Origin of the sequence: Paraburkholderia suaedae (assembly GCF_040812055.1) — a bacterium.
In the GTDB taxonomy this organism is placed as follows: domain Bacteria; phylum Pseudomonadota; class Gammaproteobacteria; order Burkholderiales; family Burkholderiaceae; genus Paraburkholderia.
Genome location: NZ_JBFOAH010000003.1, coordinates 167,330 through 193,152, shown reverse-complemented (window position 1 = coordinate 193,152; position 25,823 = coordinate 167,330). Strand labels below are relative to the sequence as shown.

Genomic DNA, 25,823 nt, shown 5'->3' with positions numbered 1-25,823 from the left:
CAATAAGCAGCCATATCGACGATTTTTACTTCATCCAGAAGCAGCAAAAGGGGCACACCAACGATGGCAAAAATCTTCTGCGTTGCGAACCAGAAGGGCGGCGTCGGCAAAACGACGACCGCAGTGAATCTGGCAGCGAGCTTGGCAGCGCAGGGACAGCGAGTCCTTCTCATCGACCTGGACCCGCAAGGCAACGCCACGATGGGCAGCGGCATCGACAAGGCGGCATGCGCAAACACTGTCTACGAAGTGTTGGTGGACAGCGTATCGGTGAGCGACGCCCGCATCCGCCCGGAAGCCGTCGATTATGACGTGGTACCGGCGAACCGAGAACTCGCGGGCGCGGAGGTGGAACTCGTCAGCGTACACAACCGTGAACGTCAATTGAGGGGTGCGCTCGCCGCAGTGGAAGGCGAGTACGATTTCGTGCTGATCGATTGCCCGCCGGCTTTGTCGCTGCTGACGCTCAATGGGCTGTGCGCTGCCCACGGCGTCGTGATCCCGATGCAGTGCGAGTACTTCGCGCTCGAAGGCTTATCCGATCTGGTCAACACCATCAAGCAGGTGCACGCCAACCTGAACCGGGATCTCAAGGTGATCGGTTTGCTGCGCGTGATGTTCGACCCGCGCATTACGCTGCAACAGCAGGTTTCCGATCAACTGAAAGAGCATTTCGGCGACAAGGTTTTCGACGTCGTCATCCCACGCAATGTACGTCTGGCCGAGGCGCCCAGCTATGGCTTGCCCGGCGTGGTGTTTGACCGGGGATCGCGCGGCGCGCAGGCATATGTGCAGTTCGGCGCGGAAATGATTGAGCGGGTGCGTGCGTTGAACGACGCGCCCCAGGCATCCTAAGCGGATCGAGGGATCACGATGAACGCAGTAGCAAGAAAGAAGGGACTGGGCCGCGGCCTTGAGGCGTTGCTGGGCGGCACGGCCGACATCACCGAGGCGGTGACGATCGAGGGCGCGCCCCACGTGCTGCCGCTCAGCAAGATGCAGGCAGGCAAGTACCAGCCGCGCACGCGCATGGACGAAGGCGCGTTGCAGGAACTGGCGGCTAGCATTCGCGCGCAGGGGTTGATGCAGCCGATCCTCGTGCGTCCGGTGTCGGGCGACAAATACGAGATCATCGCCGGCGAGCGGCGCTTTCGGGCGGCGCGCCTTGCGGGGCTAGAGGAAGTGCCCGTACTGGTGAAGGACGTGCCCGACCATGCGGCCGCCGCTATGGCGCTGATTGAGAACATTCAGCGCGAAGATCTGAACCCGCTGGAAGAAGCGCAGGGAATCCAGCGCTTGCTCGACGAGTTCGATTTTACGCACGAACAGGCGGCGGAGTCGGTTGGCCGTTCGCGCAGTGCGGTATCGAACCTGCTGCGCCTACTGAACCTGGCTTCTCCGGTGCAGACCATGCTGCTGGCCGGCGATCTGGATATGGGGCACGCGCGTGCATTATTGGCCGTCGACGCCGCGACGCAGATCGCGTTGGCCAACCAGGTCGTGAACAAGCGCCTGTCCGTGCGCGAGACCGAAAAGCTCGTGGGCGCCACCACCAAGGCCGCTCCAGCGGTCAAGGCGCGCGCGAATCAGGACGGCGGGCGCGACACGCGGCGGCTCGAAGAAGAGCTTTCGGATCTGTTGTCGGCGACTGTCAAGATCAAGCTCGGTCGACGGGGTAGGGGGCAGGTGCTGGTCGATTTTGGCGATCTCGACGCGCTGGAAGGGATCCTCGTTCGTTTGCGGGGCAACGCGACGGCGTAGATTGCGAATTGCACACTGACAGCGCTAAATAGGCTTGCGGCGGCGCGGTTGACCGCCCGCAAGCTTTGCGGGTAGTCCCAGCGTTAGGGGTTTGCGGGCTTTGGTGCTGGGTGCAATTGAAGAGTAACTGTTATTGAGCTGCGCGCGCAGTGAATTTCGATAGGAATCCTAACTAGAAATCGAAGGGGGCAGCCAAGAGTTGTATGTTGTGAAATCTGGTAGGCAAGGCGTTTGATTATGGCCTGCGGAGCGCAAAACTAGCCAGCCTTTCGAAATGCCGCCGGACTCGACTGCCCTGCGCAAAGCTATTCGTCGTAAGCCGCTGCAACGACGCGCATCGCCGCAGCTCGGCATAGCCACGCCGTCTCCAAGTCCGCATTCGACCCGTCGGATCCCACGTGAAGAATCCGGGTTTGTTGCATTTTCGAGACGCCCGCTACGACGTCCAACCGGCGTGGCGGTCAACGCAAACGGGCCCGGTTTCGAGCGCGCGTTTGGCCGCCCCCCGGCCGCCTTACATTTGGCGTCTTTTCTGCGGCCGCGCAGGTATTCCCGCATGGTGGTGGTGCTTTTCACGCCCATTATTGAATGGCCTAAAGTCTTGAATTGCCTGCAACTATCGCTTACAATCGCCCCGATTTAATTGCACGGCACCCGCGTAATCGCAGCGTAAGCTCGCGAGCTGAACGAGGACTTTGGGAACACTGCAATGGCGGTCAAAACGTCGAATCAAGCGCCGCACAATGCGCGCGACGGACACCGCGTTGAACGCTCTGTTTCCGCTGCGTCCACCGGTCAGCAACCTGCATACGAAGCGTGGGACGCCGAGCAGGAAGATAACAATATCGTTCCGCTCACGCGGGCTGAAGCCGAAAAGCTGTTTGGTCCGGGCGTGAGCCGTCCATCGCGCGTTACGCCTTTCAAAGTCGTGGCTGCGCAAATGGTTTTGTCCCTGGGTGCTACGCTGTTGTGGTGGTTGTTTTATAAGCCGCCGGGGGCAGCTGCGCTGTCCGCATTCCTGGGTGGGGCAATCTGCTGGATACCAGGTGCGTTGTTTGCAGCGCGCCTTAGAACGTTGAGCGGCGCCAAGACAGTGATGAGCTGGATGATCGGCGAAGCGCTCAAGATGGGGACAACGATCGCGATGTTTGTAGCCATCGCCTTCTGGTATCACGACGTACGCTGGGTCCCGCTGCTCGTGACCTACCTTGTCGCGCTCAAGACCTACTGGATCGCCCTGGCGTGGCGCTAAGGTAGCAGTAACACCGTAGCAGCACAAAATTCAGGCTGGCGCCCGGCGCCGGCAACAGGTGTGCGGACGTGGCACGGTCCGCACCCGGCGTGCTCCCGCGATACAGCATCGACGCGGGCGCGGCCTAAGACGATTTTCGACAATTTGGGTGGCTTTAACGATATGGCAGCTAGCGAAGGCACGCGCGCAACGGATCCGTCCGAGTACATCGCGCACCACTTGCAAAACTTTTCCACAGCGCACCAGACGTCGATTTTCGACATCCATGTGTGGAATCTGGACACTCTTTTCTGGTCGATCGTTTGTGGTCTGGCCACCATCTTCATTCTTCATCTCGCTGCCCGCAAGGCGACGTCCGGCGTGCCGGGCCGTTTTCAAGGCGCAGTCGAAATGCTGGTCGAAATGGTCGAGGATCAATCGAAGGCGATGATCCACGGCACACGCACCTTCATCGCACCGCTCGCGCTGACCGTGTTCGTGTGGGTCGCGCTGATGAACTCGCTGGACTTTATCCCCGTCGACCTGCCGGGCCACGTGATCGGCTGGCTGGGTCTGTCCGAAAGCATTCCGCACCACCGCATCGTGCCGACCGCCGACCTGAACGGCACGCTCGGCATCGCTCTCGGCGTGTTCGTGCTGATGATTTACTACAACTTCAAGATCAAGGGCGCAGGCGGCTTCGTGCATGAACTGCTGTCCGCTCCGTTCGGCGCGCATCCGCTGCTCTGGATCCCGAACCTTGCACTGAACATCATCGAGTTCGTCGCGAAGACGGTCTCGCTCGGCATGCGGCTGTTCGGCAACATGTACGCGGGCGAACTGCTGTTCCTGCTGATTGCCCTGCTCGGCAGTCTCTGGAGCTTCGGCGCGGACACGACGGTGCTTGGCTTCATCGGCCACGTGATCGCCGGCAGCGTGTGGTCGATCTTCCACATTCTGATCGTTCTGCTGCAGGCGTTCATTTTCATGATGCTGACGCTGGTGTACATCGGCCAGGCACACGACACGCACTAACCGGCGCCGTCGACAAAAGAATCGTAGTTTTTCAAATCCAGTTCCAACCAGTTCTAAAAAGACTTTTCACAAAGGAGTGATCATGCAAGCTTTCATCGCCAACATCCAGGGTCTGACCGCCATCGGTATCGGCATCATCATCGGCCTGGGTGCAATCGGCGCCTGTATCGGTATCGGCCTGATGGGCGGCAAGTACATCGAAGCCTGTGCTCGTCAGCCGGAACTGATGAACCCGCTGCAAACCAAGATGTTCCTGCTGGCTGGTCTGATCGATGCGGCGTTCCTGATTGGCGTTGGTGTGGCAATGCTGTTTGCGTTCGCGAACCCGCTCCTGTCGAAGCTGGCAGGCTGAGGTTCCTCGGAACTTTGCGCCTGAGCTATAACTGGTAAAGGCGCACGGCGGAACGGGCACTTGGGCGCTGATCGAACATAGAATCGATGAGCGCCTTGCCGTTTCACTTTCCGAACTAGCAACGTTTAAGGAAACACCGTGAATCTCAACGCAACCCTGTTTGCGCAAATGGTCGTGTTCCTGATCCTCGCGTGGTTCACGATGAAGTTCGTGTGGCCGCCGTTGATCAACGCCATCGACGAGCGCTCGAAGAAGATCGCTGACGGTTTGTCGGCTGCTGAAAAGGGTAAGCAAGAACTGGAAGCAGCTCACAAGCGCGTCGACCAGGAACTTGCCCAGGCACGCAATGACGGTCAGCAACGTATTGCCGACGCCGAAAAGCGCGCTGTCGCAGTCGCCGACGAAATCAAAGCGCAGGCCCAGGCCGAAGCCGCTCGCATCATTGCACAGGCGAAGGCCGACGCAGACCAGCAAGTCGTAAAGGCGCGCGAAACGCTGCGCGGCCAGGTCGCTGCACTCGCTGTGCGAGGCGCTGAGCAGATTCTCAAGCGCGAAGTCGACCAGGCAGCCCACGCTGACCTGCTGAATCAACTGAAAGCCGAGCTCTGATCATGGCCGAACTTGCAACCATCGCCCGTCCGTACGCAGAAGCGCTGTTTGGCGTGGCCGAAGCTGGTGACATCGCCGCCTGGTCCACGCTCGTGCAGGAGCTGGCACAGGTTGCGCGTCTGCCGGAAGTGCTGTCGATCGCCTCGAGCCCGAAAGTAAGCCGCGCCCAGGTCAGCGAACTGATGCTGGCCGCGGTCAAGTCGCCACTCAAGGACAACGCGCAAGCGAAGAATCTGGTGCAGATGCTGGTGGATAACCATCGCCTGCAATTGCTGCCGGAAATCGCCACGCAGTTCGAAGCGTTGAAGAACGCCCGCGAAGGGGCCGCCGATGTGCTGATCGTCAGCGCATTCCCGCTCGAAGGTGCGCAGTTGAACGAACTCGTCGCAAGCCTCGAACGCAAGTTCAAACGCAAGCTCAAGCCGACGGTAGAAGTCGACTCGTCGCTGATCGGCGGCGTGCGCGTGACGGTCGGCGACGAAGTGCTCGATACCTCGGTCCGCGCGCGGCTTGCCAGCATGCAGACGGCTCTGACGGCCTGAAGCGCCCACGGCGCCAAAGCGGCTGGACGCAACAGAATTGACTATCAGGAGCGAATAATGCAACTCAATCCCTCTGAGATCAGCGAGCTGATCAAGAGCCGGATCCAGGGCCTTGAAGCGAGCGCAGACGTTCGCAACCAGGGCACCGTGATCTCCGTCACCGACGGTATCGTGCGTATCCACGGCCTGTCGGAAGTGATGCAGGGCGAAATGCTCGAATTCCCGGGCAATACGTTCGGTCTTGCACTGAACCTCGAGCGCGACTCGGTCGGCGCCGTGATTCTGGGCGAGTACGAACACATTTCGGAAGGCGATATCGTCAAGACGACGGGCCGCATTCTGGAAGTGCCGGTGGGTCCGGAACTGCTCGGCCGCGTGGTCGACGCATTGGGCAACCCGATCGACGGCAAGGGTCCGGTCAACGCGAAGAAAACCGATCCGATCGAAAAGATCGCGCCGGGCGTGATCTGGCGCAAGTCGGTGTCGGAACCGGTCCAGACTGGTCTGAAGTCGATCGATTCGATGGTGCCAATTGGTCGTGGCCAGCGTGAGCTGATCATCGGCGACCGCCAGTGCGGCAAGACGGCAGTCGCAGTCGACGCGATCATCAACCAGAAAGGCAAGAACCTGTTCTGCATCTACGTCGCGATCGGCCAGAAGGCTTCGTCGATCATGAACGTGGTGCGCAAGCTGGAAGAAACCGGCGCGCTCGAGTACACGATCGTCGTGGCAGCATCGGCTTCGGAATCGGCTGCGATGCAGTACCTGGCACCGTATGCCGGCTGCTCGATGGGCGAATACTTCCGCGACCGCGGTCAGGACGCGCTGATTGTTTATGACGACTTGACCAAGCAGGCTTGGGCATACCGTCAGATCTCGCTGCTGCTGCGTCGTCCGCCGGGCCGCGAAGCTTACCCCGGCGACGTGTTCTATCTGCACTCGCGTCTGCTCGAGCGCGCTGCTCGCGTCTCGGAAGAGTACGTCGAGAAGTTCACGAACGGCGAGGTGAAGGGCAAGAGCGGGTCGCTGACGGCCCTGCCGGTCATCGAAACGCAAGCAGGCGACGTGACCGCATTCGTTCCCACGAACGTGATCTCGATTACCGACGGCCAGATTTTCCTCGAGACCGACCTCTTCAACGCAGGTATCCGCCCGGCCATCAACGCCGGCGTGTCGGTGTCTCGCGTGGGTGGTGCGGCTCAGACGAAGGTCGTGAAGAAGCTGTCGGGCGGTATCCGTACCGACCTCGCGCAGTACCGGGAATTGGCGGCGTTCGCGCAGTTCGCATCGGACCTCGACGAAGCGACCCGCAAGCAGCTGGAACGCGGCCGCCGCGTGACGGAACTGCTGAAGCAGCCACAATATCAACCGCTGCAAGTGTGGGAACTGGCCGTCTCGCTGTTCGCAGCGAACAACGGCTACCTCGACGATCTTGAAATCCCACAAGTCCTGCCGTTCGAAAAGGGCCTGCGCGAATACCTGAAGTCGAGCCACGCTGACCTGGTCAAGCGCATCGAAGATACCAAGGAACTCTCGAAGGACGACGAAGGCCTGCTGCACACGGCCGTCAAAGACTTCAAGAAGTCCGGCGCTTATTGATATGCGAGTGATCCGCAAGGCATAAACGGACCTTGAAGCGGTGCGGGCCGCAGTTGAACGCCCCCGCGCTGCTTCGATCGCTTTGCATGGGACCCGGGTCAGCGCTAAAGCGCTAACCCGGGCCGACAAGGAGCAAGCAATGGCTGGAATGAAGGAAATTCGCGGCAAGATCAAGAGCGTGCAAAACACGCGCAAGATCACGAAAGCGATGGAGATGGTGGCCGCATCGAAGATGCGCCGCGCTCAGGAGCGCATGCGCGCTGCTCGCCCGTATGCCGACAAGGTCCGCGACATCGCTGCGCACATGAGCCGTGCGAACCCCGAGTATCGTCACCCGTTCATGGTGCCGAACGAAGGCGCGAAGGCGGCGGGCATCATCCTCGTCACGACCGACAAAGGTCTGTGCGGCGGCATGAATACCAATGTGCTGCGTGCGTCGCTGCAGAAGTTCAAGGAGCTGGAAGGCGAGGGCAAGTCGATCGAGGCAACCGCGATCGGCACCAAGGGCTTGGGTTTTCTGAACCGTCTGCGCGCCAAGGTCGTCTCGAACGTCATTCATCTGGGCGATACGCCGCATCTGGAAAAGCTGATCGGCGCGGTGAAGGTGCAGCTCGACCTGTACTCCGAGGGCAAGCTTTCGGCGGTGTACCTGGCGTACACCCGCTTCGTCAATACGATGAAGCAGGAGCCGGTGATCGAGCAACTGCTGCCGCTGTCGGCGCACCAGTTCGAGTCCACGGAAGAGGACGGCACGACGCCGACCACGCAGTGGGACTACATCTACGAGCCGGACGCCCAGGCAGTGGTGGACGAACTGCTGGTGCGTTATGTCGAAGCGCTGGTCTATCAGGCCGTCGCGGAAAACATGGCATCGGAGCAGTCGGCCCGGATGGTCGCGATGAAGGCCGCTTCGGACAACGCGAAGACGGTCATCAACGAACTGCAGCTCGTGTACAACAAGAGCCGTCAGGCCGCGATTACGAAAGAACTGTCGGAAATCGTCGGTGGAGCAGCGGCAGTCTGACCCTAACGGCCAGACATGCTGCTTCGTGTGCGCCCGTGAGGCGCACGCGCCCAGGCAGCCCACCGAAACTGCGCCTTTGCGCGAGTGAAGAATTGAGTATCTAAAGGAAAAGCGATGAGTACTACTGCTTTGGTAGAAGGCAAGATCGTACAGTGCATCGGCGCGGTGATCGACGTGGAATTCCCGCGTTCGGACATGCCGAAGATTTACGACGCGCTCATTCTCGAAGGTTCGGAACTGACCCTCGAAGTCCAGCAACAGCTGGGCGACGGCGTCGTCCGTACCATCTGTCTGGGTGCATCGGACGGCCTGCGTCGCGGTACGGTTGTAAAGAACACGGGCAATCCGATCAGCGTGCCGGTCGGCAAGCCGACCCTGGGCCGGATCATGGACGTGCTGGGTCGCCCGATCGACGAAGCCGGTCCGATCAACTCGAACGTGGTTCGCGGCATTCACCAGAAGGCTCCGGCGTTCGACGAACTGTCGCCGTCGACCGAGCTGCTCGAAACCGGCATCAAGGTCATCGACCTGATCTGCCCGTTCGCGAAGGGCGGCAAGGTGGGTCTGTTCGGCGGCGCCGGCGTGGGCAAGACCGTGAACATGATGGAACTGATCAACAACATCGCCAAGGAACACGGTGGTTACTCCGTGTTCGCCGGTGTTGGCGAGCGTACCCGGGAAGGGAACGACTTCTATCACGAAATGAAGGACTCGAACGTTCTCGACAAGGTCGCGCTGGTGTACGGCCAGATGAACGAGCCGCCGGGCAACCGTCTGCGCGTCGCGTTGACCGGTTTGACGATGGCTGAGCACTTCCGTGACGAAGGCCTCGACGTGCTGTTCTTCGTCGACAACATCTACCGCTTCACGCTGGCCGGTACGGAAGTTTCGGCACTGCTCGGCCGTATGCCGTCGGCGGTGGGCTATCAGCCGACGCTGGCTGAAGAAATGGGCAAGCTGCAAGAGCGTATTACGTCGACCAAGACCGGCTCGATCACGTCCGTTCAGGCCGTGTACGTCCCTGCGGACGACTTGACCGACCCGTCGCCGGCTACGACCTTCGGCCACCTGGATGCAACGGTCGTGTTGTCGCGCGACATCGCCTCGCTGGGTATCTACCCGGCGGTCGACCCGCTCGATTCGACCTCGCGTCAGATCGACCCGAACGTGATCGGCGAAGAGCATTATTCGATCACGCGCGGCGTGCAGCAGACGCTGCAGCGCTATAAGGAACTGCGCGACATTATCGCGATTCTGGGGATGGACGAACTGGCGCCAGAAGACAAGCTGGCGGTTGCGCGTGCTCGTAAGATCCAGCGTTTCCTGTCGCAGCCGTTTCACGTCGCAGAAGTGTTCACGGGTTCGCCGGGCAAGTACGTGCCGCTGAAGGAAACGATCCGTGGCTTCAAGATGATCGTTGAAGGAGAGTGTGACCACCTGCCGGAACAGGCGTTTTACATGGTCGGCACGATCGACGAAGCCTTCGAAAAGGCCAAGAAGATCCAGTAAAGGTCGGGTGTCACGAAGCGGGCGCCGGAATCCGCGCTTATCGGATGCTTTAACAGCATCCGATCGCGACGCCGGCGCCTCTTACTACGCTCAACCCAGCCTTGCATGGGACGAGAGTAAGCGCTAAAGCGCTCACTCTCGTCGACAGGAGTCGACACTTATGGCAACCATTAAAGTAGACGTCGTCAGCGCGGAAGAGCAGATCTTTTCGGGCCAGGCGAAGTTCGTTGCGCTGCCGGGCGAAGCGGGTGAACTCGGCATTTTGCCGGGCCACACGCCGCTCATCACGCGGATCCGTCCAGGTGCCGTGCGCATCGAAACGGAAAACGGCGAAGAAGAGTTCGTGTTCGTCGCGGGCGGCATTCTCGAAATCCAGCCAGGCGCTGTGACGGTTCTCGCCGACACCGCGATTCGAGGCAAGGATCTCGACGAAGCGAAGGCCGACGATGCACGCAAGCGTGCAGAAGAAGCGCTGCAAAACACGGGCTCGAACCTCGAATACGCAACCGCGCAAGCGGAACTGGCCTATGCGACGGCTCAGCTCGCGGCAATTCAGCGCCTGCGGAAGCTGCGCGGTCAGAAATGAGGCGGTAGTACGTATCGGAGAAAAAGCAGCCCGCGCGGCTGCTTTTTTTTGACAACATCTTGACGTTTACGGAAACGTCAGCGCGACTGAAAGATCGAAGGGATCGGCGGCCGGCAGCGGGCATTGCGCGATGCGCTGCGGGTAAGACTTGATGCCGCGGGGACCCGTGCCGGTGGCACAATCGATTTCAAAACTATTTCAATCGAGCGAGCTTCCGCTCACGGAGACAACACTATGGCAACGCAAGTGTCAGGCGAAGGTGCCCTCCTCGAACCTAAAGACGGCGTTTCGTACGTGCGCGGGTCGACTGAGATTCCGTTGAGCGAAGCAACGGTCGGCCAGTTTCTGCGTGATACCGTCGAGCGCTTTCCGGATCGTCCCGCCGTGGTATTTCGCGAGCAGCGCATTCGCTGGACGTGGAAGGAATTCGCGGACGAAGTCGACGTATTGGCCGCCGGTCTCCTTACACTTGGCATTGCGAAGGGCGAGCGCGTTGGCATCTGGTCGCCGAACCGCGTGGAGTGGCTGCTGACTCAATTTGCAACCGCGCGCATCGGCGCTGTGCTTGTCAATATCAATCCCGCGTATCGGCTAGCGGAACTCGAATACGCGCTCAACAAGGTGGGCTGCAAGGCCATCATCGCCGCGGAGCGTTTCAAGACGTCGATGTACATGGACATGCTGCGGGAGCTCGCGCCGGAACTTGCCACCCAAGCCCCAGGCGAGCTGCGCTCCGCCAGGCTACCGGATTTGCGCTACGTGATTCGCATGTGCGACACCGAAACGCCTGGCATGATGAGCTTCTCCGAGCTGATCGAAAGGGGGCGTTCAACCCGCGACGCCGCGCAGCTCGATGCGCTCGGCGCCACGCTGAGCTGCCATGAGCCGATCAATATTCAGTTCACCAGCGGCACGACCGGCAATCCGAAAGGCGCAACGTTGACGCACAGCAACGTCGTGAACAATGCACGGTACATCGCGATGGCGATGCGGCTCACGGAGCAGGACGCCTTGTGCATCCCCGTCCCGCTGTATCACTGTTTCGGAATGGTGTTGTCTGTGCTGGCGTGCGTGTCGGTCGGCGCGAACATGGTGTTCCCCGGCGAGGGCTTCGACCCGGGCGCGACTCTTGCCGCGGTAGCCGAGGAAAAGTGCACTGCATTGCACGGGGTGCCGACGATGTTCATCGCCGAGCTCGATCATCCCGACTTTGCCCGCTACGATTTTTCCAATCTGCGCACCGGTATCATGGCCGGCTCGCCGTGCCCGATCGAGACGATGAAGAAGGTTGTCTCGAAGATGCACCTGAGCGAAATCACCATTGCCTACGGCATGACGGAGACCAGCCCGGTGTCGTTCCAGAGTTCGACCACCGATCCGCTCGACAAGCGCACTACGACAGTGGGCCGCATCCAGCCACATCTGGAGGTGAAGATCGTCGATCCGCTCGGCGCGATCGTGCCGGTGAGCGAGACCGGCGAGCTCTGCACCCGAGGTTACTCGGTGATGCAGGGTTATTGGGGCGATGAGGCCAAGACGCGTGAGAGCATCGTCGATGGCTGGATGCATACCGGCGATCTCGCGACACTGGATGCCGAGGGTTACTGCAATATTGTCGGCCGGCTCAAGGACATGTTGATTCGGGGCGGCGAGAACATCTATCCGCGCGAGATCGAAGAGTTTTTGTTCCGCCACCCGAAGATTCAAACTGTGCAGGTGTTCGGCGTGCCGGACGCGAAGTATGGCGAGGAGGTCTGTGCGTGGGTCGTTCTACGCGCCGGCGAGCAGGCGACAGCCGAAGAGATCCAGCAATTCTGCCAAGGGCAGATCGCGCACTACAAGGTGCCGAAATACATCCGCTTCGTCGATGAACTACCGATGACGGTCACCGGCAAAGTACAGAAGTTCGTCATGCGCGAACGAATGATGGCCGAATTGAGCCTGAGGGAAGACCGGACGGCGTGACGCCCTTGCAGCGCCGGGTAGGCGAAAGCCGGCCGACCGGCGCGAGAGAAGGGAGGCGATGCACTGTGCGGACCGACGCGCTGGCAAATTCGCCCGTCACACGCGGCGACGTCGATGGCCCGACCAAGCCACGCAAACGTTTGACCGGACGAAAAAAAAGCGGGCCTGGAGCCCGCTAAAAACCACACGCTACGGGGTTAGCGCGAGGAGACCAAAGTTGGAACCGACTAAACGACGACCCTGCGCCGACTACGGCCCCAGCAGGGATGCCCCTTCGCAGGGCTTCGGCATACGCCGATCGGCAAGTGCATCGCATCCGCTCACACCACGCACCCGGCCACATCCGTGTTGAAACCGTTGAAGGCATTGTGGGCGAATTAATCTGACCGCGCGGTAACAAAGTGTTTCAGGTTGTAACGCCTGTCGGATAAGGCGCGCCGGGATTTTTTGCTATAAGGAAATGTTGAAAAGTAACTTTTACCCATGGTTGGCGCGTACTCTTCCGTGCATGATGAATGCTGTACGCGCCGGAATAACGTGCTCTGTCACTGGCACTAATCGTTGCCGGTGCATCTTTCTAAGGACGAATCTGAGCTTCCTTTCGCTTTCCAATGTTCGCCATTTGTGAGCGGCTGGGGCGAAACCGCTCTACGTCGCCGCATTCGTCGCAAACCATTTCGTCCGAAAGCCGCCCGCGTCTACTGACATCCCACCAACAGGCGGCGCGGCTTACGTCATTTAAGCCATTCATCCGAAATTCCCTGATATTCGCCGGTGGCTCGCGCGAGATGCAGCCACTGGTCGACGTACGCCTGGAACACGACATCGCCGCGCGGGAGTAGCCAAGCCTTCTCCCCGTACTGGAACGGTTTGTCGGGATGCACCGAGCAAAGACCCGGATTCAGCTTTTGTTGCAACAAGGTTTCCGATGCATCCGTGACCATGACGTCCGCCTTGCCGGCAAGAATCTGCTTGAAGATCGTCGCGTTGTCCGGGTAGACCGTGACCGTGGCATGCGGAAAGTATTGCTTCGCGAAACGCTCGTTGGTACCGCCCGGATTAACGATCACGCGGGTCGCCCGCTGGTCGATCTGCGCAACCGTCTGATACTTGCTGACGTCGTCGCATCGAACGATGGGCGTTTTGCCGTCGACCATATAAGCCTGCGTAAAAAACGCGCGCTTTTGCCGCTCGAGCGTAGGCGATACACCGCCCACCCCGACATCGCATTTCTCGACGAAGTCGTTCATCAGGGTGGGCCACGACGTTTTGACGAACTCCGCTTTCACACCGAGCGACTTGGCGAGCGACTCAGTCATGTCTATATCGATGCCTTCGAATTGCCCGTCGCCCTTATAGAACGAATAGGGTTTGTAGTCGCCGGTCGTGCACGCGCGTATCGTGCCGCGGCTGATAATTTCGTCCAGCCGGGAAGGCGCGGCGGCGGTGGTCTGCGCGTGAGCCGAGCCTGCGTGCATCAAAACGCCGGCGAGCGTGCCGAGGATTGCGAGTGCTGCCTTGTTCATCGAGTCTCCTTGCTGTTGTATGTAATTGTCTGATAATACCGTGAGATAGTAGCCCGCCCAAGCCGGCTTGAACATCCGCCATTCAGCCAGGTCGGCGTGGGGCAGGGCTGCTCAAACGCTATCCGCAAGCGGATGGCACAACAGCTATTGGCCGCATCCGGCGCGATACATCGAGCCGGCTCCGGTAAAATGCCAGTTTGCCTTCGGTCGTACGCAACGTGGCCCATCAACTCCTGAACGACACTTTCCTGCGCGCGCTCCTGCGCCAGCCGACTGACTACACGCCGGTCTGGCTGATGCGGCAGGCTGGCCGATATTTGCCGGAATACAACGCCACGCGGAGTCGTGCGGGCAGCTTCCTCGGCCTGGCAAAGAGCCCCGCGTTTGCAACGGAAGTCACCCTGCAGCCGCTTGAGCGCTACCCGCTCGATGCCGCGATCCTGTTCTCCGACATCCTGACCGTGCCCGACGCGATGGGCCTGGGTCTCGAATTTGCCACAGGGGAGGGGCCGAAGTTCGCGCGTCCAGTGCGCACAGAAGAGGACGTCGCGCGCCTCGCGGTGCCCGACATCGACGCGACGCTGCGTTACGTGACCGACGCGGTGCGCGAGATCCGCACTGCGCTCACGGACTCGCAGGGGCGTCAACGCGTGCCGCTGATCGGTTTTTCGGGCAGCCCTTGGACACTGGCTTGCTACATGGTCGAAGGAAGCGGTTCAGCGGACTTTCGCACCGTCAAGTCGATGCTGTATGCGCGCCCGGATCTGATGCACCGAATTCTGGATATCAACGCCCGGTCGGTCGCGGCCTACCTGAATGCGCAGATCGAAGCCGGCGCGCAAGCCGTAATGATTTTCGACACGTGGGGCGGGGCGCTGGCGGACGGCGTGTATCAACGCTTTTCGCTGCACTACATCCGGCAGGTGGTGAGCCAGCTAAAGCGCGAGCGCGACGGCGAAAAGGTCCCCGTGATCACGTTCACGAAGGGCGGCGGCATGTGGCTCGACGAGATCGCCGAGAGCGGCGTCGATGCGGTCGGGCTCGACTGGACCGTGAATCTCCGCAAGGCACGCGAGCGGGTAGGCAGCAAGGTCGCCCTCCAAGGCAATATCGACCCGTCGGTGCTGTTTGCGTCGCCTGCTACCATCCGCATGGAAGCGCGCGCGGTGCTCGACAGCTTCGGCCATCACCCGGGGCACGTGTTTAATCTCGGGCATGGCATTTCGCAGTTCACGCCACCCGAGAACGTCGCGGAACTCGTCGACGAAGTGCATCGGCACAGCCGCGCCATTCGCAGCGGCGGAGGTGCGCCCCGATGAAGCCGTAATTGCTACAGCTTTCTTTTGCACTGCGGCAAACTGGGCTCTCCGTCTCAGGAGAAATTTGTGGGCCAAGGGGCGCCCAGTGGGCGTCCCGGAAATGTCAAGACTTGACTTATGCACATCTGTCACGCTGCGGCGCGGTAGAGCTTTTACCCCTGTCCTGACCCTTGTACCGGACCGACGCACTGCAGCCAAGCCTTGTCCGGCAAGGGTTTGACGGCTTCCAGGGCAACTGTGCGGTAGCCCACACAAGGGCGCCGGCGCGCCATTTGCGGCCCATCGGAATAAAGTTCTCAACAAAGTTATCCACAGGGCACCGGGGTCCAGCGCAATTGTTCAGTAGAATCCAAAACTTAGCGGTGTTCTTGAAGTTTTACTTTAACTTCGGGCGGCTGGCCGACGACTCCGCGTCGATCGCGGTTTCGCGTTATCTCGCCTCCGCTAGTTCGTCAACCTCCCCCGCGTGAGCGAAGTATTTGTCCGCGTCGCGCTCGATCATCCGCTGTCGACGCTGTTCGACTATCGTTACGACGCGCCTGCGGAGGTCGCGCCAGGGATGCTTGTCAGCGTGCCGTTCGGCAAGCGGCATGTGGTGGGACTCGTCTGCGAAGTGACCGCTCACAGCGACGTGCCTGCCGACCGGCTCCGCTCGGCGAGCAGCGTTTGCGCCGCGTGCCCGCCGCTGTCGAGCGAATGGTTGAAGCTAGCGGCGTTCGCCGCGGATTACTATCAGCGCGGTCTGGGCGAAGTCGCGCTGCCGGCATTGCCGCAAGCATTGCGCGATGCGTCGCGCTGGCCGCGCCTGTTCGCGCCCGAGGAGCGCTTCAGTCTCACGCCGGAGGGCCGCCTGGCGTTGCCCGACGCGCTGCCCGGCCGCGCCAGCGCTCTGCGCAGTCTGGCGCATGCGTTGGCCGGGACCGACTTCCTGCTGGCCGCCGACGCCCGGGCGCTCCATCCCAAAGCGCTTGTGAGCCTCGCAGCGTGGCGCGAACGAGGCTGGGTGGAGCTCGACGTCATCGAAGCCGGTGCGGCGCGTGCCACGCCGACATCGCCGCCGGCGCCTGCCGCGGCGTTGCCCACGCTCACCGACGAACAGGCGAGCGCCGTCGAAGCAATCCGCGACGCCGACGGTTTCGCGCCGTTCCTGCTGCATGGCGTGACGGGCAGCGGCAAAACGGAGGTGTATCTGCGCGCGCTCGCCGAAATTCTCTCGACGAAGCCCGATGCGCAGGCGCTCGTACTCGTGCCCGAGATCAATCTGACGCCGCAATTCGAGGCCGCTTTCCGCGCGCGCTTCGCCGCGCTGGACGGCACGTCGATCGTCACGCTGCACAGCGGTCTTGCCGAGGGCGAGCGGGCCCGCAACTGGTTTGCCGCGCACGCCGGGCGCGCGCGCATCCTGCTCGGCACACGTCTCGCGGTGCTGGCGTCGCTGCCGAAACTGGCGATCATCGTCGTCGACGAGGAGCACGATCCGGCCTACAAGCAGCAGGAAGGCTTGCGGTACTCTGCGCGTGACCTGGCGATCTATCGCGCGAAGCAACTGGGCTTGCCTGTGGTGCTCGGCTCGGCGACGCCGTCGCTGGAAAGCTGGTGGCAGGCGGATCAGGGGCGCTACAAGCGGCTCACCTTGTCGCGCCGGGCGGTCGCCGCGGCGGTTTTGCCGACCGTGAAGCTGATCGACCTGGAAGACGAGCGCCGGCGCGGGCGGGCGTCGGTGGAAGGCCTATCGGGGCCGTTGCTGGCCGCGTTGAGAGCGCGCGTCGAGCGCGGCGAGCAAAGCCTCGTATTCCTGAACCGCCGCGGCTACGCGCCGCAACTGGCGTGCGATGCGTGCGGCTGGGTCGCCGGTTGTCCGCGCTGCAGCGCTTACGTCGTGCTGCACAAGCCGGAGCGCGCGCTGCGCTGTCACCATTGCGGGTGGGAGTCGCGCATTCCGCGCTCGTGCCCCGAATGCGGGAACGTCGATCTTGCGCCAATGGGGCGCGGCACGCAGCGTGTCGAAGAAACGCTCGCGACCGCGGTGCCGGGCGCCCGCGTGCTGCGCATCGACGCCGACAGCACGCGTCGCAAAGGCAGCGCACAGGCGCTGTTTTCCGATGTCCACGCGGGCGAGGTCGATATCCTCGTCGGCACGCAAATGATCGCGAAAGGCCACGACTTCCAGCGCGTGTCGCTCGTCGGCGTGCTCAATGCCGACACGGCGCTGTTCTCCCACGACTTCCGTGCGAGCGAGCGCCTGTTTGCGCAACTGATGCAGGTGAGCGGCCGGGCGGGCCGCGCAGGGCTGCCCGGCGAGGTGCTCGTGCAAACGCGTTATCCGCGCCACGCGCTGTACCACGCGCTCGGTCGCCACGACTACGTCGGCTTCGCCAATTCCACCCTTGCCGAGCGACGCGACGCCCACCTGCCGCCGTTCGTCTATCAGGCATTGCTGCGCGCCGAGGGCCGGACGCTGGAGGCCGCGCTCGCCTTCCTGCAGCAGGCCGGTGCGCAGCTAAGCGGCATCCCGGCCGCCGAGCGCGTGAGCGTCTATGACGCCGTCCCGCTGACGGTCGTCAAGGTGATGCATGTGCATCGGGCGCAGTTGCTGATCGAAAGTGCATCGCGAGCCGCGTTGCAGGCTACTTTGCGCGCCTGGCAGCCACTGCTGCGGAGCCTGAAAGGCGTGCTGCGCTGGAACCTGGAAGTCGATCCGCTCGACATTTGACGGCTGTGCGCAGCGCTGGCGGCGCTGCCTCATTCGTGTCGGTTCGATAGGCCGGATGGCCGCTTCGTTCTGCGATGCGCCCCGCCTAAATAGCAGGATCGGCGCCGGTGCGGAGAAAGCCCCCACCGCCTGTGCAGGCGTCGCGGATAGCGGAGCGTGCCGGCTGCATCAAGGGCGGCGATGTCTCCGCGCAGTTCGAGCTGTGCCTGCTGCGCCGACACGCGCGTTCACCGCGTGCCAGGCCGAACGCCGACACGCACGCCTCGTCTACGCTCAACGGAGCACGGCGCGCATCGATGTTGGCTGCAGCAGGAGCTACAAATTGCGCTGCTCAGTCGAGCGGTCAGAGGCTCAACCGTTCAGTCGTTCACCGCAGCGCGCGAATCGTCAGCCGATGCGCGCGACGCCGTGGATGCGCATTCCTTGTCAGCCGGAGTTCTGTTCGATGCCCCTGTCGCGCCGCGGATGAACAGCACCGCACAGGCCGCGCACATTCCCCAGATGCCCAATACAACGAGCCATTTTTCCATTGCACCGGTCCTCGCAAACCCCGAATCGCTTTGTTGTGCGTGCCGTGAGGCCGCGTATGACTGCGCCTGTTTAACGGCGCGCCGGCTCATTTAATAAGAGCAAAAGCGAAAAGAATCACGCCAGGGAAAATACCGATCGCGACCGCCGCCCTACGCACCTCGACGCACCAGCCGCAATCCCCCGCCCTACAAGGCTCGCAGCGAGGTGCAACCGTAACTTCGCCACGGTTGCACCTTTTAATTTGGAGGCGTACGATTCAGCCCACTTTTAGTCTTTCTCCAGGCATTCGTCTGGTCTCCGAAGAAGGAAACATGGCTAGCACCACCCTTGGCGTCAAGGTCGACGACCTGCTGCGTTCCCGGCTCAAAGATGCCGCCGCCCGTCTCGAACGCACCCCGCACTGGCTCATCAAGCAGGCTATCTTCGCGTATCTGGAGCGTATCGAGCACGGCCAATTGCCGCCGGAACTGTCGGGTGCGACAGGCTCGGCCGATCTGGCCGACGGCGCGGCGCTCGAGCAGGAGGAAGAGGGCGCGTCGCACCCGTTCCTGGAATTCGCGCAAAATGTGCAACCGCAGTCGGTACTGCGTGCGGCGATCACCGCTGCGTACCGCCGACCCGAACCGGAGTGCGTGCCGTTCCTGCTCGGCCAGGCGCGTTTGCCAGCGGCGCTCGCGGGCGACGTCGAAGCCATGGCCAGCAAGCTGGTCGAGACGCTGCGCTCGAAGAGCAAGGGTGGCGGCGTGGAAGGGCTGATCCACGAATTTTCGCTGTCGAGCCAGGAAGGCGTCGCGCTGATGTGCCTCGCCGAAGCGCTGCTGCGCATTCCCGACCGCGCGACCCGCGACGCGCTGATCCGCGACAAGATCAGCAAGGGCGACTGGAAGTCGCATGTCGGCCAGGCGCCGTCGCTGTTCGTCAACGCCGCCACGTGGGGCTTGATGATCACCGGCAAGCTGGTGACGACCAACAGCGAAACGGGTCTCTCGTCGGCGCTCACCCGTCTGATCGGCAAGGGCGGTGAACCGCTGATCCGCAAGGGCGTCGACATGGCCATGCGCCTGATGGGCGAGCAGTTCGTCACCGGCGAGAACATTTCCGAAGCGCTTGCCAACAGCCGCAAATACGAAGCACGCGGCTTCCGCTACTCGTACGACATGCTCGGCGAAGCGGCCACCACCGAAGCCGATGCGCAGCGCTACTACGCGTCGTACGAACAGGCGATCCACGCGATCGGCAAGGCCGCCGGCGGCCGTGGCATCTACGAAGGCCCCGGCATTTCCATCAAGCTTTCGGCTTTGCATGCGCGCTACTCGCGCTCGCAATACGAGCGCACGATGAGCGAACTGCTGCCGCGCGTGCGCTCGCTCGCGATCCTCGCGCGCCGCTACGACATCGGCCTGAACATCGACGCGGAAGAGGCAGATCGCCTCGAAATCTCGCTCGATCTGCTCGAAGCACTGTGCTTCGATCCCGAACTGGCCGGCTGGAACGGCATCGGCTTCGTGGTGCAGGCGTATCAGAAGCGCTGCCCGTTCGTGATCGACTACCTGATCGATCTGGCGCGCCGCAGCCGTCACCGCATCATGGTGCGGCTCGTGAAGGGCGCGTACTGGGACACCGAAATCAAGCGCGCGCAAGTGGACGGACTCGAAGGCTATCCGGTCTACACGCGCAAGATCTACACGGACGTGTCGTACCTCGCGTGCGCGAAGAAACTGCTCGGCGCGCCCGACGCGGTCTATCCGCAGTTCGCCACGCACAACGCGCATACGCTGTCGGCGATCTATCACCTCGCGGGCAACAACTACTACCCAGGCCAGTACGAGTTCCAGTGCCTGCACGGCATGGGCGAGCCGCTGTACGAGGAAGTCACCGGCCGCGACAAGCTGAACCGTCCGTGCCGCGTCTATGCGCCGGTCGGCACGCATGAAACGCTGCTCGCTTACCTCGTGCGCCGTCTGCTGGAAAACGGCGCGAACACGTCGTTCGTGAATCGCATCGCCGACGAAAACGTCGCGATCAAGGACCTGATCGCCGACCCGGTCGACGAAGCCTCGAAGATCGTGCCGCTCGGCGCGCCGCACGCGAAGATTCCGCTGCCGCGCAATCTGTTCGGCGCAGAGCGCCTCAATTCCATGGGCCTCGATCTGTCCAACGAGCATCGTCTCGCGTCGCTGTCGTCGGCGTTGCTGGCGAGCGCGCATCATCCGTGGCGCGCTGCGCCGATGCTCGCGGACAACGAGGTCGCCGCGGGCAATGCGCGCGACGTGCGCAACCCGGCTGATCACCGCGACCTCGTCGGCACGGTCGTCGAAGCGACGCCGGACAATGTGAGCGCAGCGCTTGCACATGCAGTGGCCGCCGCGCCGATCTGGCAAGCCACGCCGGTCGACGCGCGCGCCGATTGCCTCGCCCGCGCAGCCGATCTGCTCGAAGCGCAGATGCACACGCTGATGGGACTGGTGGTGCGCGAAGCGGGTAAATCGCTGGCGAACGCCGTCTCCGAAATCCGCGAGGCGATCGACTTCCTGCGCTACTACTCCACGCAGATCCGCGACGAGTTCTCGAACGATACGCATCGTCCGCTCGGGCCGGTCGTCTGCATCAGCCCCTGGAATTTCCCGCTGGCGATCTTCATGGGCCAGGTGGCGGCAGCGCTGGCAGCCGGCAATACCGTGCTTGCGAAGCCCGCCGAACAAACCCCGCTCATCGCCGCGCAAGCCGTGCGGATTCTGCGCGAAGCGGGCGTGCCGGCGGGCGCGGTGCAACTGCTGCCGGGCGACGGCGAAACGGTCGGCGCCGCACTGGTGGCCGACCCGCGCACCCGCGCGGTGATGTTCACGGGCTCGACCGAGGTCGCGCGCATGATCAACAAGACCTTGTCGAACCGGCTCGACCCGGACGGCAAGCCGATTCCGCTGATCGCCGAAACCGGCGGGCAGAACGCGATGATCGTCGACTCGTCGGCGCTCGCCGAACAGGTGGTGGCGGACGTGCTGCAATCGTCGTTCGACTCCGCCGGTCAACGTTGTTCGGCGTTGCGCGTTCTTTGCCTGCAGGACGATGTCGCGGACCGCACGCTCGAAATGCTGCGCGGCGCGATGCGCGAACTGGCACTCGGCAATCCGGACCGCCTGTCGATCGACGTCGGCCCGGTGATCGACCTCGACGCCAAGCGCGGCATCGACGCGCACGTCGCCGCAATGCGCGACAAGGGCCGCAACGTCGAGCAACTGGCGGCGCCGGAAGGCACCGCGCAGGGCACCTTCGTGCCGCCGACGCTGATCGAACTCGACAGCATCGACGAACTGAAGCGCGAGGTGTTCGGGCCGGTGCTGCACGTTGTGCGTTACCGCCGCAGCCAGCTCGACAAGCTGCTCGAACAGATCCGCGCGACCGGCTACGGCCTGACGCTCGGCATCCACACGCGGATCGATGAAACCATCGGGCACGTGATCAGCCGCGCGCACGTCGGCAACATCTACGTGAACCGCAACGTGATCGGCGCGGTCGTCGGCGTGCAGCCGTTCGGCGGCGAAGGCCTGTCGGGCACGGGCCCCAAAGCGGGCGGCGCGCTGTATCTGCAGCGCTTGCTCGCCAAGCGTCCGGCGGGTTTGCCGCAGTCGCTCGCGAAGGCTTTGATCGCGGATGTACCGCAAGCCGCTGAAAACAGCGACAATCCGTCCGCCGCATTGACTGCGCTGCGCGACTGGCTCATCGCCGAGCGTCAGCCGCAACTGGCCGCGCGCTGCGATGGTTATCTGTCGCACGTACCGGCGGGCGCGACCGCGGTGTTGTCGGGACCGACCGGCGAGCGCAATACCTACACGCTGGCCGCGCGCGGCACGGTGCTGTGTGTGGCGTCGACCGCTAGCGGCGCGCGCGTGCAGTTCGCCGCAGCGCTGGCGACCGGAAACCGTGCGCTGTTCGAAGGCCCGGCGGGTGAGCAATTGGTGTCGCAGTTGCCCGCGTCGCTGAAGTCGTACGCCAGCGTGAAGAAGAGCGCCGACGCGCCGTTCGACGCCGTGCTGTTCGAAGGTGACGGCGACGAACTGCTCGCGCTGGTGAAGGAAGTCGCGAAGCGTCCGGGACCGATCGTCTCGGTGCAGGGCGTCGCGGCGGGCGCGCTGGAAAGCGGCGAAGAGGATTATGCGCTCGAGCGTCTGTTGACGGAACGCTCGGTCAGCGTGAATACGGCAGCAGCAGGCGGCAATGCGAATTTGATGACGATCGGTTGAGCGAACCTCACACGATCCGCTCTCAAGAAAACGCCGGGCCGCTCCCAGGTTTTTCATCCGAAGGACGTCCCATGCGGATTGCGCCATCGGGGGCCTGCCGCGAAGCGACAGGTTTGGGGGCGCGCGGCAAAAACGGAAGCGATACGGCGACCCCGATATTGCTCCATCCACACTGGTACCAAGGAGAAGCTATGCAACACAAGATGAAACAGCTGGCAGGCGCAGCACTGGTTGCGGCAATGTCGCTGGCGGGGACGGCCAATGCTCAATCGACGGAAGACGTGAAGGTGGGTTTCGCCGGTCCGATGACGGGCGCGCAGGCTCACTATGGCAAGGACTTCCAGAACGGCATCACGCTGGCTGTGGAAGAGATGAACGCGAGCAAGCCGGTGATCGGCGGCAAGCAGGTTCGCTTCGTGTTGGATTCGGCCGACGACCAGGCTGACCCGCGCACCGGCACGACCGTCGCGCAAAAGCTGGTGGATGACGGCATCAAGGGCATGCTCGGCCACTTCAATTCGGGCACCACGATTCCTGCTTCGCGCATCTATGCGAACGCGGGCATCCCGGAAATCGCGATGGCGACGGCGCCGGAATACACGCAGCAGGGCTTCAAAACCACTTTCCGCATGATGACGTCCGACACGCAGCAAGGCTCGGTCGCTGGCGCATTCGCGGTCAAGAGCCTCGGTATGAAGAAGATCGCGATCGTCGACGACCGCACGGCTTACGGCCAGGGTCTGGCCGATCAGTTCGAGAAGGCGGCGAAGGCGGCGGGCGCGACCATCGTCGATCGTGAATACACGAACGACAAGGCCGTGGACTTCAAGTCGATCCTGACCAAGCTGAAGTCGGCGAACCCGGACCTGATCTATTACGGCGGCGCAGACTCGCAAGCCGCGCCGATGGTCAAGCAGATGAAGCAGCTCGGCGTGAAGGCGCCGCTGATGGGCGGCGAAATGGTCCACACGCCGACCTTCATCAAGCTCGCGGGCGACGCGGCCAACGGCACGGTGGCATCGCTTGCCGGCTTGCCGCTGGAAGAAATGCCGGGCGGCAAGGACTACGTCGCGAAGTACAAGAAGCGTTTCAACGAAGACGTGCAAACGTACTCGCCGTACGCTTTCGACGGCGCAATGGCGATGTTCGCTGCGATGAAGACCGCCAATTCGACTGATCCGGCCAAGTACCTGCCGGTGCTCGCGAAGACCTCGATGCCGGCGGTGACGTCGTCGAACCTCGCGTACGACGGCCACGGTGACCTGAAGAACGGCGGCATCACGCTGTACAAGGTGGTCGACGGCAAGTGGACGACCCTGCAAAGCGTGGGCGGGAAGTAAGCAGGTTTTGCTGCATGCCGTGCTGTTGATGATGGAAGAAACCCCGCTTCGGCGGGGTTTTTTTTGGGGGCGCTCACGCTGCACTGCTGCGGCTCCATCACCGCTGCATGACTACCCTGCGCGCGTCTTCCGTCCCTGCTCGCGAATCTGTTCCAGCGTTGCGCCCGGCGTACTGGCTTCCTGCGTCATGCGAATCTCGATCACCGCCGCGCGCTCCGCGCTCATCGCACGTTGCAATGCCGGCAGAAAATCCTCCGTGCGCTCGACAGTCTCGCCATGTGCGCCGAACGACCGCGCGAACGCCGCGAAGTCAGGATTCGTCAGCCCGGTGCCATGCACGCGGTTCGGATAGTGCCGCTCCTGGTGCATCCGGATCGTGCCGAACTGGCTGTTGTTCACGACGATGAAAAGCACATGAAGGTCGTACTGCATCGCGGTGGCGAGTTCCTGTGCGGCCATCATGAAGCAGCCGTCGCCGGCTAGCGCGACAACGGGGCGATGCGGGTACATCGACTTTGCCGCGATGGCCGCCGGTACGCCATAGCCCATTGCGCCACTCGTCGGCGCGAGCTGCGAGCGATAGTGCCGATACGAGAAATGCCGATGCAGCCACGTCGCGTAATTGCCCGCGCCGTTGGTCACGATCGCGTCGTCGGGCAGATGTGCGCGCAATTGCTGAATCACCTCGCCCATTTGCACATCGCCGGGGATCGGGCGCGGCTTGCGCCAGTCCAGATACGAGCGATGCGCGTCGTCGGCGGTGCCGGCCCAGGCCAGCGTGCCGGAAGACGGCCGCAACGCCGCCAGCAACCCGGCCACCTCCGGCATGCCCGAGACGATCGGCAAATCCGCGGCATACACGCGTCCCAATTCTTCCGCGCCTTGGTGTACGTGGACGAGCGTCTGCTTCGTTTTCGGAATGTCCAGCAGCGTGTAGCCGTTCGTCGTCGCTTCACCCAGGCGCGGGCCCAGTACGAGCAGCAAGTCGGCATCGCGGATGCGCTGCGCCAAGGCCGGATTGATGCCGAGGCCGACGTCGCCCGCATAGTTCGGATGGTCGTTATCGAGCGTGTCCTGAAAGCGGAACGCGAGGCCGATCGGCAATCGCCAGTTCTCGACGAAGCGCCGCAGGTCCGCGCACGCGGCCGGCGTCCAGCCGCTGCCGCCCGCTATCACCATCGGCCGTTGCGCGCCTTCGAGCAACTGACGCAGCTTCTCGATCTGCGCTGCTGAAGGCGATGCCGCCACGCGTTGATAAGCCGGAGCGCCGGCTACCGCATCGCATGCCTCACTCAACACATCTTCCGGCAGGGACAGCACGACCGGTCCTGGCCGCCCGGACGTCGCCGTATGAAACGCATGGCTCAGATATTCCGGAATGCGCTTGGGATCGTCGATCTGCGCGACCCACTTCGCCATCTGGCCGAACATGCGCCGATAGTCGATTTCCTGGAACGCCTCGCGATCGAGATGTTCCCGAGCGCACTGGCCGATCAGCAGGATCATCGGCGTAGAGTCCTGGAAAGCGGTGTGCACACCAATCGACGCATGCGTGGCGCCCGGTCCGCGCGTGACGATCGCAACGCCCGGTCGGCCCGTCAGTTTGCCGACCGCTTCCGCCATGTTTGCCGCTGCGGCTTCGTGACGGCAGACAATGGTCTGAATCTGCTCGGTCTCGTCGTGCAGCGAATCCAGCACGGCGAGAAAGCTCTCGCCGGGAACACAGAAAACGCGTTCGACACCGTGCGTGAGCAAAGCATCGACGATGAGGCGTGCGCCGGTCGTGCGAACGGCGTTGGAATCCGAAACGGGAGCAGTCGGCAGCGACATTACGAGGAAACCTCCAGGCAGTGCGTGATTGCGGTCGGATTGCCGCATCGGTGGAACGGGTAACGCCGGGCGATGGGCGCCTCGACAGCTTACGCCGGGCACGCGTTCGC

At 62.6% G+C, this 25,823-nt stretch carries 18 protein-coding genes; 16 read left to right on the top strand and 2 right to left on the bottom strand.

The annotated features are described in order from the left end of the window. The first annotated feature begins 63 nt into the window (after window positions 1–63). From ABQJ48_RS06340 to ABQJ48_RS06285, 12 genes are all read left to right on the top strand, one after another. Window positions 64–855: a ParA family protein gene (locus ABQJ48_RS06340; protein WP_367836759.1), complete on the top strand. Its 792-nt coding sequence runs from the start codon at window positions 64–66 to the stop codon at window positions 853–855. Window positions 856–873: 18 nt separating this feature from the next. Beyond that, complete coding sequence (locus ABQJ48_RS06335) at window positions 874–1,761, top strand: ParB/RepB/Spo0J family partition protein (protein ID WP_367836758.1); 888 nt, start codon at window positions 874–876, stop codon at window positions 1,759–1,761. Window positions 1,762–2,470: 709 nt separating this feature from the next. Continuing rightward, the gene (locus tag ABQJ48_RS06330; RefSeq protein WP_367836757.1) at window positions 2,471–3,013 is read left to right on the top strand and encodes an ATP synthase subunit I; all 543 of its coding nucleotides are present in this window, start codon (window positions 2,471–2,473) and stop codon (window positions 3,011–3,013) included. A 162-nt stretch (window positions 3,014–3,175) separates the two neighbouring features. Further along, window positions 3,176–4,027, top strand: a complete 852-nt coding sequence (gene atpB / locus ABQJ48_RS06325; protein ID WP_367836756.1) for a F0F1 ATP synthase subunit A — start codon at window positions 3,176–3,178, stop codon at window positions 4,025–4,027. A gap of 82 nt (window positions 4,028–4,109) precedes the next feature. After that, a complete protein-coding gene (atpE, locus tag ABQJ48_RS06320; RefSeq protein WP_007180033.1) occupies window positions 4,110–4,379 on the top strand; it encodes a F0F1 ATP synthase subunit C in 270 nt (89 codons plus the stop codon). 138 nt (window positions 4,380–4,517) lie between these two features. Further along, complete coding sequence (locus ABQJ48_RS06315; RefSeq protein ID WP_367836753.1) at window positions 4,518–4,988, top strand: F0F1 ATP synthase subunit B; 471 nt, start codon at window positions 4,518–4,520, stop codon at window positions 4,986–4,988. 2 nt (window positions 4,989–4,990) lie between these two features. Next, entirely contained in the window at window positions 4,991–5,530 is a 540-nt protein-coding gene (locus ABQJ48_RS06310; protein WP_367836752.1) for a F0F1 ATP synthase subunit delta, read from the top strand. 57 nt (window positions 5,531–5,587) lie between these two features. Continuing rightward, on the top strand, window positions 5,588–7,129 hold the full coding sequence (atpA, locus tag ABQJ48_RS06305; protein WP_367836751.1) for a F0F1 ATP synthase subunit alpha: 1,542 nt from the start codon (window positions 5,588–5,590) through the stop codon (window positions 7,127–7,129). Window positions 7,130–7,268: 139 nt separating this feature from the next. Continuing rightward, window positions 7,269–8,153: a F0F1 ATP synthase subunit gamma gene (gene atpG / locus ABQJ48_RS06300; protein WP_367836750.1), complete on the top strand. Its 885-nt coding sequence runs from the start codon at window positions 7,269–7,271 to the stop codon at window positions 8,151–8,153. 114 nt (window positions 8,154–8,267) lie between these two features. Then, complete coding sequence (gene atpD / locus ABQJ48_RS06295; RefSeq protein ID WP_367836748.1) at window positions 8,268–9,662, top strand: F0F1 ATP synthase subunit beta; 1,395 nt, start codon at window positions 8,268–8,270, stop codon at window positions 9,660–9,662. 160 nt (window positions 9,663–9,822) lie between these two features. Further along, a complete protein-coding gene (locus ABQJ48_RS06290; RefSeq protein WP_367836746.1) occupies window positions 9,823–10,248 on the top strand; it encodes a F0F1 ATP synthase subunit epsilon in 426 nt (141 codons plus the stop codon). Between the two features lie 234 nt (window positions 10,249–10,482). After that, window positions 10,483–12,213 carry an AMP-binding protein gene (locus ABQJ48_RS06285; protein ID WP_367836745.1) on the top strand — a complete coding sequence of 577 codons (1,731 nt, stop codon included), beginning with the start codon at window positions 10,483–10,485 and terminating at the stop codon, window positions 12,211–12,213. Between the two features lie 734 nt (window positions 12,214–12,947). Here the strand turns inward: ABQJ48_RS06285 and ABQJ48_RS06280 are convergent. After that, the gene (locus ABQJ48_RS06280) at window positions 12,948–13,739 is read right to left on the bottom strand and encodes a transporter substrate-binding domain-containing protein (protein ID WP_367836743.1); all 792 of its coding nucleotides are present in this window, start codon (window positions 13,737–13,739) and stop codon (window positions 12,948–12,950) included. 218 nt (window positions 13,740–13,957) lie between these two features. Between ABQJ48_RS06280 and hemE the strand changes: the two genes are divergently transcribed. The 4 genes from hemE to ABQJ48_RS06260 all read left to right on the top strand — a co-directional run bounded on the left by hemE (window position 13,958) and on the right by ABQJ48_RS06260 (window position 23,883). After that, window positions 13,958–15,058, top strand: coding sequence for a uroporphyrinogen decarboxylase (gene hemE / locus ABQJ48_RS06275; RefSeq protein WP_367836742.1), 1,101 nt, complete (start codon window positions 13,958–13,960; stop codon window positions 15,056–15,058). A gap of 466 nt (window positions 15,059–15,524) precedes the next feature. Beyond that, window positions 15,525–17,771, top strand: a complete 2,247-nt coding sequence (locus ABQJ48_RS06270) for a primosomal protein N' (RefSeq protein WP_367836740.1) — start codon at window positions 15,525–15,527, stop codon at window positions 17,769–17,771. A gap of 842 nt (window positions 17,772–18,613) precedes the next feature. Continuing rightward, the gene (putA, locus tag ABQJ48_RS06265) at window positions 18,614–22,543 is read left to right on the top strand and encodes a trifunctional transcriptional regulator/proline dehydrogenase/L-glutamate gamma-semialdehyde dehydrogenase (RefSeq protein ID WP_367836738.1); all 3,930 of its coding nucleotides are present in this window, start codon (window positions 18,614–18,616) and stop codon (window positions 22,541–22,543) included. 191 nt (window positions 22,544–22,734) lie between these two features. Beyond that, a complete protein-coding gene (locus tag ABQJ48_RS06260) occupies window positions 22,735–23,883 on the top strand; it encodes a branched-chain amino acid ABC transporter substrate-binding protein (RefSeq protein ID WP_367836737.1) in 1,149 nt (382 codons plus the stop codon). A 111-nt stretch (window positions 23,884–23,994) separates the two neighbouring features. Here ABQJ48_RS06260 and ABQJ48_RS06255 read toward each other — a convergent pair whose 3' ends face one another. Then, window positions 23,995–25,713 (bottom strand): thiamine pyrophosphate-binding protein, encoded by a 1,719-nt coding sequence (locus tag ABQJ48_RS06255; protein WP_367836736.1) that lies wholly within the window; start codon window positions 25,711–25,713, stop codon window positions 23,995–23,997. Window positions 25,714–25,823: the final 110 nt, after the last annotated feature.